Source organism: Hoylesella buccalis ATCC 35310 (assembly GCF_025151385.1).
Classification (GTDB): domain Bacteria; phylum Bacteroidota; class Bacteroidia; order Bacteroidales; family Bacteroidaceae; genus Prevotella; species Prevotella buccalis.
In genome coordinates this window covers 153,717-166,217 of the sequence record NZ_CP102287.1, presented here as the reverse complement: position 1 = coordinate 166,217, position 12,501 = coordinate 153,717, and the positions used below count along the sequence as shown (strand labels likewise).

Below are 12,501 nucleotides of genomic sequence, written 5' to 3'. Positions count from 1 at the left end.
TATTTTAATCAAATTGATATTTACATCATGCCACCCATTCCTGGCGCTGCCGGCATAGCTGGTTTTTCCTCTGGCTTGTCAACAATAAGACATTCAGTAGTTAAGAACATGCCTGCAATAGATGCGGCATTCTCCAGTGCAACACGAGCAACTTTCGCCGGATCTACGATACCCTCTTTGCGTAAGTCCTCGTAAGAATCGGTACGAGCATTGTACCCATAGTCATCTTTGCCCTGACGTACCTTGTCAACAACAACAGCACCTTCGCCACCAGCGTTGGTTACAATCTGTCGAAGTGGCTCTTCAATAGCGCGTTCTACTATGTTGATACCAGTCTGTTCGTCAGTATTCACACCCTTCACACCCTTCAATGCGTCGAGCGCACGGATGTAAGTGATGCCGCCACCGGCCACAACACCTTCTTCAATGGCTGCGCGGGTTGCACACAGAGCATCGTCAACGCGATCTTTCTTCTCCTTCATTTCAACCTCGCTGTTAGCACCTACATAAAGAACGGCTACGCCACCAGAGAGTTTAGCCAAGCGCTCTTGCAACTTCTCCTTATCGTATGAGCTTGTGGTATTTTCAATCTCGGCCTTGATTTGATTGATACGAGCCTGGATATTCTCGCTCTGTCCACCACCGTTAACAACGGTTGTGTAGTCCTTGTTGACCGTAACTTTCTCAGCAGAACCCAACATTTCGAGGGTAGCCTGCTCGAGTTTCAAGCCCTTTTCCTCGCTGATAACCACACCACCTGTCAAGATGGCGATGTCTTCCAGCATGGCCTTACGGCGATCGCCAAAGCCAGGAGCCTTAACAGCGCATATCTTCAAGCCGGCACGAAGGCGGTTCACTACCAACGTTGTCAATGCCTCAGAATCTACATCCTCTGCGATGACCAACAATGGGCGGCCACTTTCGGCTGCATTCTGCAAGATAGGCAAGAATTCTTTAATGTTGGATATCTTCTTTTCGTAAATCAAGATGTATGGATTTTCCATCACACTCTCCATCTTGTCCGTGTCAGTCACGAAGTAACTTGACAGATATCCGCGGTCAAACTGCATACCCTCTACCACGCCGATGTTGGTATCGCGGCTCTTACTCTCCTCGATGGTGATTACACCGTTCTTGCTCACCTTGCGCATAGCGTCGGCCAAGAGTTTACCAATCTCTGCGTCGTTGTTAGCAGATACGGTAGCCACTTGTTCTATCTTGTCGTAATTGTCACCAACTTGTTCTGCATGTGCCTTGATATATTCAACCACTGCACTAACAGCCTTGTCAATACCACGCTTCAAATCCATGGGGTTGGCGCCAGCGGTCACATTCTTCAAACCTTCAGACACAATGGCCTGTGTCAAGATGGTTGCCGTTGTGGTTCCGTCACCAGCATCGTCACCCGTCTTAGATGCAACGCTCTTCACAAGCTGTGCACCAGTGTTTTCAAATGCATCCTCCAGCTCTATTTCTTTTGCTACGGTCACTCCGTCCTTGGTAATTTGCGGAGCACCGAACTTCTTCTCAATCACAACGTTGCGACCCTTAGGCCCCAGTGTAATTTTTACTGCATTCGCCAACTTGTCAACGCCCTGCTTGAGCAAGTCTCTTGCTTCAACATCGAATTTAATATCTTTTGCCATAATTTTTATATTCTGTATTTATATTGGTTCTATAGTATGTTAATCATAAAAAATGCACCTGTGCGAAATTTACTTGACCACAGCAAGAACATCACTCTGACGCATAATCAAATAGGTGTCACCGTCAAATTCTAATTCCGTGCCACTATATTTTCCGTATAGCACCTCATCTCCTTCCTTGAGAACCATCTCTTCGTCTTTCGTACCGTTACCCACGGCTACCACCTTACCATGCAATGGTTTTTCTTTTGCGGTGTCGGGAATAATGATTCCACCTACTTTCTCTTCTGCTGGTGCTGGAGCAACCAACACTCTGTCTGCTAATGGTTTAACTTTCATAATAATAATTTTTAAGTTCTTCTATATTCTATTCATGTATCTTGAGAGATGATCAATATCTTCAGAACATCAAACTACAAGACTCACCCTTTCCATGCGAAAAACGTGCCAACTCAGCCGCATGTCATTTTTGTCAGTCTGCTGTCTGCCACTTTTGTCAGTCTGCTGCCTGTCAAATCTGTTATTTGCCAACTTTGTCAGTAGATGCGTTAACTCTTCCAGTATTGATGACATATATATATAAAGAAATGTTCATGCCCAATTTAGGTGGAATAAAATTAAGTGAACGATAAAGCATGAAGGTCGCACCTATTGTTGATATTTTTTATCAAATTTCGCCATTAAAACGGCACTTGTAAATCTTCAATCTAGAAAAAATCAATAGGCTTGGAGGATGCATACAGGAGTTCATCGTGCAAGAAAAATGGCATTTTGGCGCAAAGTCAATGTGTTTACCTCTCAAGATGCATCACTTTAGCGGCCAATTCACATTACTTATCTGCACAAAAGCATGCAAATAACACCTTTAGAGCATTGCTTTTGACTTAAAAAACCGTGTAAAATGGGGAAAAAACCAGCCTCCAAAACTGTAACATTCTGTCCATCAACCACATTCAAAACCCGCTCATATTTGGCGTATTTGCGACGAGGTGTAAGGTCGTTGACAAATAAGCCAAGCATGAAGAGGTTGGGTGTCAAGAAAAATCATTCGCAGGTATCAGCGTGATTTTCATTTTGACAACAGATATTCTCTTTCGATTTTTTAGTACATCCAGCCTATGTTTCGGGATTTTTTTCTACCTTTGCAAGACACATATTTATAAACGACTCAAATTTAGCATAGAGATGAAACAGACGATTCTTGTCACTGGCGGAACTGGCTTTATCGGTTCACACACAACGGTTGAACTACAACAGGCGGGCTACAACGTTGTTATTGTAGATAATCTTTCCAACTCAAAGATTGAAGTCCTTGATGGCATCGAAAAAATTACAGGAACACGCCCCTGCTTTGAGAAGATAGACCTGTGCAATGAAGAAGAAACGGAAGCTGTTTTCAAAAAATATGACAACATTGCCGGCATCATCCACTTCGCTGCCTCCAAGGCCGTTGGTGAGAGTGTGGAGAAACCCTTGATGTATTACAGAAACAACATCACCTCTTTGATCAACTTGCTGGAGCTGATGCCCAAGTATCACGTCAAGGGAATCATCTTCTCAAGCAGTTGTACCGTGTACGGTCAGCCCACCAAGGAGAACCTCCCTGTGACGGAGGAAGCACCCATTCAAAAGGCACTTTCGCCCTACGGTAACACCAAACAGATTAACGAAGAAATCATACAAGACTATATTCACAGTGGCGCAGCTATCAAGAGCATCATCTTGAGATACTTCAACCCCATTGGAGCGCATCCATCTGCCCTGATTGGCGAGTTGCCCAACGGCGTGCCAAACAATTTGATTCCATACGTAACGCAAACGGCCATGGGCATTCGCAAGCAGCTGACCATCTTCGGAAACGATTATGACACACCCGACGGAACGTGCATTCGCGATTATATCTATGTGGTAGACCTGGCCAAGGCGCACGTCGCTGCCATGAGAAGGGTGTTGGAAGAAGACGCCGATCGCATAGAAATTTTCAACATCGGCACGGGAAGAGGCGAATCAACGCTTGAAATCGTTGAGGGATTTGAGAAAGCAACGGGGGTAAAACTCAATTGGAAGTTCGGCCCACGGCGTGAAGGCGACATCGAAAAAGTATGGGGCAACGTGGACAAAGCCAACCAAGTGTTGGGTTGGAAGGCCGACACACCCATTGAAGACGTGCTGGCATCAGCCTGGAAATGGCAAGAAAAATTGCGTGAAGACGGGGTGATGTAAGCCCTTATCAACCCTTCCGGAGAAGGTACGAGGCAACATCCAGCCGTGTAATCTATCAGCCAGTTATCCCATGTATGCAGCATGATGACTGGCTGGTTATGTATAATTTTGTTAATATTGTTTAACAAAACACCTTTCAAGGAGTTGATATTTCGACAGATAAGCTTTTTATCGTAAATTTGCACCCGCTGTCACGAGTTGACGGCATCAATTCAAACCTAAAAATAATAAAACAAAAAAATGGCAACAAAGATTAGATTGCAGCGCGGCGGACGCAAAGGCTATGCTTTCTATAGCATCGTAATCGCTGACTCAAGAGCACCACGAGATGGTAAATTTATTGAAAAGATTGGAACGTATAATCCCAATACGAATCCAGCAGCTGTAGATTTGAATTTTGACAGAGCTCTTTACTGGCTTGAGGTTGGCGCACAACCCACAGACACAGCTCGTAACATTCTCAAGCGCGAGGGTGTGTATCTCATGAAGCACCTGCGTGGCGGTGTAAAGAAGGGAGCATTCGACGAGGCTGCTATGCAAAGCAAATTCGACGCTTGGAAACAAGACAAGGACAAAGGATTGCAAACAAGGGCTGAGATTGAAGCTCAGACTAAGAAGGATGCAGCAGCAAAAGAACTTGAAGCAGAAAAGAAGATTAATGCAGAAATCGCTAAGAAGGTAGCTGAGAAGAAGGCTGCTGCACAGGCTGAAGAAGCAAAAGCTGCTGCCGAAGAAGAGGCTGAAGCTACTACAGAAGAGGCAGAGGCTACTACAGAAGAGGCTCCTGCTGCTGCAGAATAAGACAGCAATTTTACGCAGACAGGTGAGGCTGACAGTTGATTCCAGCGATACAAAAACGCAAGACGAATCACGCTTTACAGCTGACGCTGGTTTTGACTTTCCTCACACGATACAAGTCTGTGAAATGATAATGAGTTCGGTGTTTCGCCGAACTCATTGTCGTTTTACAGCGTATGTCCTACTTACAGTATCATTGGATGCACGAAATACACGAGGAGCGGATGGCACTTTTTCGGTACAGTAAAAAGAGTATTTGAAGCCCTACCCTTGTTTTTCGGCGCCAAAAATCATGCAAAGCCCCCAATTAGTAGGATCTGTCATTGCTATTGTTGCAAATATTTTGTATCTTTGTACATTGTATGATGGAAATCAAAGAGTTAGACAAAAATTCAAAGGACATCGAGCTTGTCAAGCAGTTGTACGTCGAGGCATTTCCGAAAGTAGAGCGATTGCCGTTCGACGCATTGCTATTGTTACAAGAAAGAGCAGATATCAAATTCCTCGGATTTTACGATGAAAACGGCCAATTTAAAGGACTGACCTATACTTATCATCATGATGATTTGAGTTGGCTGTTTTATTTCGCGGTCATGCCCAGTGAGCGAGGCAAAGGAATCGGTACGAAAATTATCCAACGTTTATTAGAAAAGTATAAAGATGAGCGACTGATGATTGACATTGAAGACGTTGAACAGCCCGCTGACAACAGCCAGCAGCGTAAGAAACGATACGAGTTTTATAAGCGAATGGGATTCGTTGACTACGGATTGCGTAAAACATGGCCTGGAATAACCTACATCATCATGTCAAGTGGTGGACGTGTAACGTCGGAGGAGTATGACAATATCGTCAACCAATTCTGGGACTTACTTCAGCTAACCGACGATTAAGCACACCCGAAGAAAAGTACTAAAAGAAGAAGCCACGGTAACATCTCATGCAAGATGCTATCGTGGCTTGTTGTATGGATAGAGGGTTTAGTCTTCCATCAGCTTTCTGTATCGGCCTTTTTTAATTTCCTCATCCCCCAATCGACGGGCCTTGTTGATTTCATATTCAGAATAAGTTCCTTCAAAGTAGAACACTTCACCATTGCCTTCGAATGACAAAATGTGCGTACAGATACGGTCTAAGAACCATCGGTCATGACTGATGACTACCGCACAGCCTGCAAACGACTCCAAACCTTCTTCCAAAGCACGGAGCGTATTTACGTCAATGTCATTGGTAGGCTCATCCAGCAATAGCACGTTTCCTTCTTGTTTCAGCGCCAAAGCCAGTTGCAGACGGTTGCGTTCACCACCCGAAAGCACTGAACACATTTTGTTTTGGTCGGTTCCGGAGAAGTTGAAACGCGACAAGTAGGCACGAGCGTTAACGTCACGGCCACCCATTCGGAGGGTTTCATTGCCCTGCGAAACCACTTCGTAGACCGTCTTATTGGGATCAATGTCCTTGTGTTGTTGGTCAACGTAAACCATTTTCACGGTTTCACCCACCTCAAACGTACCAGCATCAGGCTGTTCCAATCCCATAATCAGGCGGAAAAGCGTGGTCTTACCCGCACCATTGGGACCGATAACACCTACGATACCATTCGGCGGCAGCATGAAGTTGAGATCGTTGAACAACACTTTTTCGCCAAAAGCCTTCTTCACATGCTGCGCCTCAATCACCTTGTTACCCAATCGTGGGCCGTTAGGAATGAAGATTTCCAGTTTCTCTTCCCTGGTCTTCTGTTCCTCATTCAACATCTGTTCATAGGAATTCAAACGAGCTTTACCTTTAGCTTGGCGAGCTTTTGGAGCCATGCGAACCCATTCAAGCTCACGTTCAAGCGTCTTACGTCGCTTCGATGCCGTCTTTTCTTCTTGATCCATGCGCTTGGTCTTTTGCTCCAACCACGAGGAATAGTTGCCTTTCCATGGAATACCTTCTCCCCTATCCAGCTCAAGAATCCACTCACTGACATCGTCCAGGAAGTATCTGTCGTGCGTAACTGCAATCACCGTACCCTCATATTGTTGCAAATGCTGCTCCAACCAGTCGATGCTTTCGGCGTCAAGATGGTTGGTTGGCTCGTCCAGCAACAAGACATCAGGCTTTTGCAGCAACAACTTACACAGTGCTACCCTACGACGTTCGCCACCAGAAAGGTTGGTCACAGGCAGGTCACCCGCAGGACAACGCAAGGCTGCCATGGCCCTATCCAGTTTAGAATCCATGTTCCATGCGTCCGTGGCATCGATGATATCTTGTATTTCAGCCTGCCGTTGCATCAGCTTCTCCATCTTGTCAGGATCACTATAATACTCTTCCATGCCAAATTTGACATTGATTTCATCGTATTCTTTCAGTGCGTCATACACATGCTGCACGCCCTCTTGCACATTTTGCTTCACTGTTTTATCTGCATCGAGGGGAGGATCCTGCGGAAGATAACCAACAGAGTAGCCAGGACTCCACACCACATCGCCTTGTGTGGGTTGTTCCAGCCCGGCAATAATCTTCATCAGTGTTGACTTACCCGCACCATTCAGACCTATGATGCCTATCTTAGCACCATAAAAGAATGACAGGTAAATGTCCTTGAGTACTTGTTTTTGGTTTTGTGGGATAATCTTTGAGACACCCACCATAGAGAAGATAACTTTCTTGTCGTCTACTGTTGCCATTATATAAAATATGTATTGAATGAAATATGCGATAAAAGCTGAACGCTTTTCTGTTGCTCATCATAGATGGAAAGCCCCATGTTCACGCGTCGAAGTGAAGGAGGCGCGCCATGTACTTGCCCAAGATGTCGAACTCGATGTTAACAACAGACCCAATCTTGATGTCACAGAAATTGGTATTCTCTCGGGTATAGGGAATGATGGCCACCTTAAAACTATTGTCCGTAGGCTCACATACGGTCAGCGAAACGCCGTTCACGGTGACGCTGCCCTTGTCTACGGTCATGTAACCACGCTTGGCCATCGTCTTATCAAATGGGTATTCAAAGGTGAAATAGGTTGACCCATCGGCATCTTCCATGTTCACACACGTCGCCGTTCCGTCGACATGACCTTGCACGATGTGTCCATCCAAACGGCCATTCATCAACATCGACCGCTCTACATTCACCCTGTCGCCCACTTTCAACAGCCCCAGGTTGCTTCTGATGAGGGTTTCCCTCATGGCTGTAACCGTGTAGGTGTCGTCAGTCAAACGAACTACCGTCAGGCAAACACCATTGTGACTGATGCTTTGGTCTATCTTGAGATGATCTACAAACGAGCATTTAAAGGTGAAATCAATATTGTCTTGATCTCGATCGATGGCAACCAGTGTGGCCATTTCTTCTACGATTCCGGAAAACATAAGCTAAAGTGTAATTAAAAAGGCAGGAATGCACCTGCCTTTGTATCATAAAAAGGGGTTGCTCGATGATGTGATGAAACTCCGTACTTGATAAGATTTGAGAGCTCTCCGCCTTTGTAATCCACCGGCTTTACAGCTTAGTCCCTAAGGATTTATGTGGCCCGCCATTAGCAAGAGAAGTCTTCTCGGTTTCATTTTTTTATTGATGAGTATCCCGATCAAACCGACACAACCCCCATGTTGTATCATGTTTGTTATTGCAAAGATACATTTTTCGCTCGAAACAAGCAAATTTTGCACCCTGTTTTCTGTTTGATTTTACATGAAATCACAGAATTGCTAAACTTTTTCATTACTTTTGTCGTCTAACAGACAACAATGGAATGTGGGGATAAATACCCCATCTTCCCGCGCAATCTGATAAAACATAACGAACACGGTATGAAAAATATTTGTACAACTTGTCTTCTGGCAATCATCTTCTTGTCATTGTCAACGCCTATTGAGGCGCGAAAGTGGTCACTGAAAGACTGCATCCATTACGCCCTATCCAACAACATCTCGTTGAAAAAGACCTCGCTCAAACATCTCAGTGCCATTGAAGACACCAAGCAGAGCCAGGCTGCGCTGCTACCATCGCTGAACGCTGCCACCTCTCAAAATGTGACTTATCGGCCATGGCCACAAACGGGTATCGCCGCTGAAGGCTATGTGCAGACTTCAATTGACAAGGTGTATTACAACGGAACTTACAGTGTGAACGGTAGTTGGACGGTATGGAACGGTGGTAGAAACACCAACACGGTGAAACTGAACAAGCTGACGGAAAAACAAGCAGCACTCGACTCGGCGACCATAGCCAACCAACTGATTGAGCAAATCGCACAGCTGTATGTACAAATACTATATTCCAGCGAGGCCATCGCAGTGAACAAATCTATGTTGGCCTCGAGTGTGCAAAACGAAAAGCGTGGCGAAGAATTTATGAAAGTGCAGAAAATGAGTCGTGCCGACATGGCGCAGCTTACCGCCCAACGTGCTCAAGACGAATATAATGTGGTTGAAGCTGAGAGCAACTTGCGCAACTACAAGCGACAGCTGAAGCAGCTTCTGCAACTGGTTGATGAAGAAACGTTTGAAATAGACGTACCGCACACAACCGATGCCATGGCCCTTCAACCGATTCCCACTGTGAAAACGGTCTATTCGGCAGCGTTGAACTATCGTCCTGAAATACAAAATGCACAGCTGGGCATCGAGAGCAGCAATCTGAGTGTGAAGATTGCGAAGGCCAGCAAACTGCCCGTCATCGGAATCAACGCTGGTGTTGGCACCAGCACCACTTCGATGAGCGACTATCAATGGGGAAACCAACTGAAAAACAACTTTGACATCGGTGCTGGCATCTCATTGAGCATTCCGCTGTTTGACAACAGACAGGCAAAGACAGCCGTAAACAAAGCCATGTTGCAAAAGCAAAACTACATGCTCGACTTGAAAGACAAACAAACCACGTTGTACTCGAACATCGAAGACTATTGGCTGCAAGCCGTTAACAACCAGAACCGATTCAAGGCCGCCAAGGTGAGTACACAGAGCGCAGAGGAAAGTTTCAGACTGCTTAAAGCCAAGTTTGACGAGCAGCTCATCAACATCGTTGAACTCACAGACGGCAAAAACAAGCTCATGACAGCAGAACAAAACGAACTGCAAGCCAAGTACCTTGCGATATTAAATATTGGCTTATTGAAATTCTACCAAACGGGGTTGATGGAATAAGGGGTGCTTGCCGCGACCTAAAGCATCAACTCTTTTGGTGACGAAACAAAGGTGGTAGCCCCATGTTCCAACAAAAATTCTTTATCTCTAAATCCCCATAACACACTGATGCAAGGCATGTTGCTATTGCGTGCCGTGGCTATGTCTACATCACTGTCACCAATATAAACTGCATCTCGGCCATCATCGTCCAACTGACGCAAGGCTTCTAACACCGTGTCAGGTGCCGGCTTTTTCTTGATGTTTTCTCGTTCACCAATCGCTACCGTGACATAGTCGCTAAAAAAGTGTCGACAAAGGTCTTGCGTGGCATCGTAGAACTTGTTGCTGACCACAGCCAACTTCTTACCATGGGCGTGCAAATTGGCTAAAAGCTCGAGTATCCCTGGGTAGGGTTTGGTATTGTCAAGATTATGAACCAAATAGTGTTGACGAAAATCAGCGTATGTAACCTCAAAATCGGGATTGTCTAATCCGTTGGGAATGGCGCGCTCCATGAGTTTTTTCACACCATTACCCACAAACTTTCGCACCTCGCCAATGGTTCGTTCAGGCATGCCATGCATCTTCAAAGCCGCATTGCAACTAATGTATAAGTCTTGAAGTGAATCAAGCAAGGTACCATCTAAATCAAAAATATATGTACTGTATTCTTTCATGAACCTATGAGTGTTTAATTTGTTCTGTTGGTTGACTCCCATTGAAGTTTCCTCTTCTTTCTGAAGGAAAAGCCATCCGTTCATCAACGATCGGGCATATATTATCTGTGTCAACCCTGATTCTGTCTACAAAGGTAGCATTTGTTTGTTGCATTGACAAACAAATGAACGTTTTTCATGGCTCCTGTCCTGGCTTCAACAGACGATTGTAAGGGGTGAAGCAAACTGTGTCATATTCTTTTGTTCAACATCTTTCAACCTTATTATTTCATTGAAAATATGACGATAAACTACTCGTTATTGCGCAGGAGGAATTATGCTAACTTACAAGATATCAGCAGAATACGAAAGCAAGCAACCAAACGGCAATCTCAAATTAAAAAGTTCACAAATCAATTCACATGACTTTGGAGGTTAAACTCAATGACTTTGGTGGTCAAACTCAATGACTTTGGAGCCCAAACTCAATGCTATTGCCAGACGTGGTGTAAACGGTTGTGTTTGGCAGTCAGGGTTCATGAATGAGAAACCAAAATATATGCGCAATTATTTTGCCTTGTCTCTAACTTCAACTAACTTTGCATTCAAATCACATTTGCAATTGAAAACATGGACAAACAGCATAAAAACTACTATCTACTTGCTGCGGCCATCTGCGTTCTTCTGGTATGCGGATTGACCTTTTACTATTTCTTCAGCGCTTTTTCGACCTCAGAAACCACCAGCTATATCTACATAGACACGGATGATAATGTCGACTCGGTAGTGGCCAAGCTATCTCCCATAGCCCGTCAACATAGTCTTCATGGTTTTACCACGTTGATGAGGCACACCAAGTATGCCGATAACGTTCGCACAGGTAGGTATGCCATCAAGTCGGGAGAAGGGGCTTTCACGGTTTTGAGGCACCTGAAAAATGGCATGCAAGAGCCTGTTAATCTTACCATTCCTACGGTCAGGACCATTGAGCGCTTGTCGGCCGAACTGGCAAAACATCTGATGCTTGACAGTACAACGTTGGCCAACGCCTTGAAAAACGACACCGTATGCCAAAAATACGGCTACGACACCACCACCATTGCGTGCATGTTCATTCCAAACACCTACGATATTTACTGGAATGTAAACATGAACAAGCTGTTGGATCGGATGAAAAAAGAGAGCAACAACTTCTGGAACGCCGATAGAAAGGCAAAAGCACAGCGACTGAAACTATCTCCAAACGAAGTGATTACCTTGGCCAGCATCGTTGATGAGGAAACGGCTAACAATGGAGAGAAGCCCATGATTGCTGGCATGTACTATAACCGACTGATGTTGCGCAATGCCGAATATCCCAACGGAATGCCACTGCAAGCTGACCCTACCATCAAATTTGCGTGGAAAGACTTTGGTTTGAGGCGCATATACAATAAGCTGTTAACCATCAAAAGTCCCTACAACACATACGTGAACACAGGATTGCCACCAGGCCCCATCCGCATCGCCTCAATTGCTGGCATAGAGTCTGTGCTCAACATGACGCATCACGACTACCTGTACATGTGTGCCAAAGAAGACTTCAGCGGAACACACAACTTTGCACAGACATACGCTGAACACAAAGTCAACGCAGCCAAATACACCGCAGCATTGAACAAACGAGGCATTCAATAACAACTATCCGTTGTATGTTCAAACATGCTGTGGAGCTAAATTGAGCATTCATTTCCCAATCTTTTTGGATAAAAGAATCGTCTATAAATGAAAATACAATGTATTGATGACCAATACATTGTATTTTATATCGTTGTCGGGGCGACAGGATTCGAACCTGCGACCGCCTGTTCCCAAAACAGGAGCGCTACCGGGCTGCGCTACACCCCGCTTGCAGTTCATTGTTGAATTGCGAGTGCAAAGGTAAGATATATTTTTATATTCCCAAAATTTTTTAAACAATTATTTCATAAAGTGCTCACGAACGCATGAATCATAAGGAATTTTGCGCTTGTTAGCGTCATTAATGTGACAATTCTGAGAATGAACGTTCC

General features: G+C 44.9%; 10 protein-coding genes and 1 tRNA gene. 5 read left to right on the top strand and 6 right to left on the bottom strand.

Annotated elements, in window-relative coordinates; translation table 11 throughout:
- Positions 1-20: 20 nt before the first annotated feature.
- Entirely contained in the window at positions 21-1,646 is a 1,626-nt protein-coding gene (gene groL, locus NQ518_RS00640; protein WP_227961309.1) for a chaperonin GroEL, read from the bottom strand.
- Between the two features lie 69 nt (positions 1,647-1,715).
- Complete coding sequence (locus tag NQ518_RS00635; protein WP_004349545.1) at positions 1,716-1,985, bottom strand: co-chaperone GroES; 270 nt, start codon at positions 1,983-1,985, stop codon at positions 1,716-1,718.
- A gap of 846 nt (positions 1,986-2,831) precedes the next feature.
- Here NQ518_RS00635 and galE point away from each other — a divergent pair.
- From galE to NQ518_RS00620, 3 genes are all read left to right on the top strand, one after another.
- Positions 2,832-3,869, top strand: a complete 1,038-nt coding sequence (gene galE, locus NQ518_RS00630) for a UDP-glucose 4-epimerase GalE (RefSeq protein ID WP_227961311.1) — start codon at positions 2,832-2,834, stop codon at positions 3,867-3,869.
- Positions 3,870-4,109: 240 nt separating this feature from the next.
- On the top strand, positions 4,110-4,670 hold the full coding sequence (locus NQ518_RS00625) for a 30S ribosomal protein S16 (RefSeq protein ID WP_227204891.1): 561 nt from the start codon (positions 4,110-4,112) through the stop codon (positions 4,668-4,670).
- Positions 4,671-5,029: 359 nt separating this feature from the next.
- Complete coding sequence (locus tag NQ518_RS00620; RefSeq protein WP_227961313.1) at positions 5,030-5,560, top strand: GNAT family N-acetyltransferase; 531 nt, start codon at positions 5,030-5,032, stop codon at positions 5,558-5,560.
- Positions 5,561-5,647: 87 nt separating this feature from the next.
- On the opposite strand, the gene ettA is transcribed toward NQ518_RS00620, so the two are convergent.
- Together ettA and NQ518_RS00610 are read right to left on the bottom strand one after the other, a co-directional pair.
- Positions 5,648-7,345 (bottom strand): energy-dependent translational throttle protein EttA, encoded by a 1,698-nt coding sequence (ettA, locus tag NQ518_RS00615; protein ID WP_227961315.1) that lies wholly within the window; start codon positions 7,343-7,345, stop codon positions 5,648-5,650.
- Positions 7,346-7,427: 82 nt separating this feature from the next.
- Positions 7,428-8,033, bottom strand: coding sequence for a riboflavin synthase (locus NQ518_RS00610; RefSeq protein ID WP_023057263.1), 606 nt, complete (start codon positions 8,031-8,033; stop codon positions 7,428-7,430).
- Positions 8,034-8,474: 441 nt separating this feature from the next.
- Between NQ518_RS00610 and NQ518_RS00605 the strand changes: the two genes are divergently transcribed.
- On the top strand, positions 8,475-9,812 hold the full coding sequence (locus NQ518_RS00605) for a TolC family protein (RefSeq protein WP_227204888.1): 1,338 nt from the start codon (positions 8,475-8,477) through the stop codon (positions 9,810-9,812).
- 17 nt (positions 9,813-9,829) lie between these two features.
- Here NQ518_RS00605 and NQ518_RS00600 read toward each other — a convergent pair whose 3' ends face one another.
- Positions 9,830-10,471 carry an HAD family hydrolase gene (locus tag NQ518_RS00600; RefSeq protein WP_227204887.1) on the bottom strand — a complete coding sequence of 214 codons (642 nt, stop codon included), beginning with the start codon at positions 10,469-10,471 and terminating at the stop codon, positions 9,830-9,832.
- Positions 10,472-11,080: 609 nt separating this feature from the next.
- Here NQ518_RS00600 and mltG point away from each other — a divergent pair.
- On the top strand, positions 11,081-12,127 hold the full coding sequence (gene mltG, locus NQ518_RS00595) for an endolytic transglycosylase MltG (RefSeq protein ID WP_227204886.1): 1,047 nt from the start codon (positions 11,081-11,083) through the stop codon (positions 12,125-12,127).
- A 136-nt stretch (positions 12,128-12,263) separates the two neighbouring features.
- Here the strand turns inward: mltG and NQ518_RS00590 are convergent.
- Positions 12,264-12,337 (bottom strand) — tRNA-Pro (locus NQ518_RS00590).
- Positions 12,338-12,501: the final 164 nt, after the last annotated feature.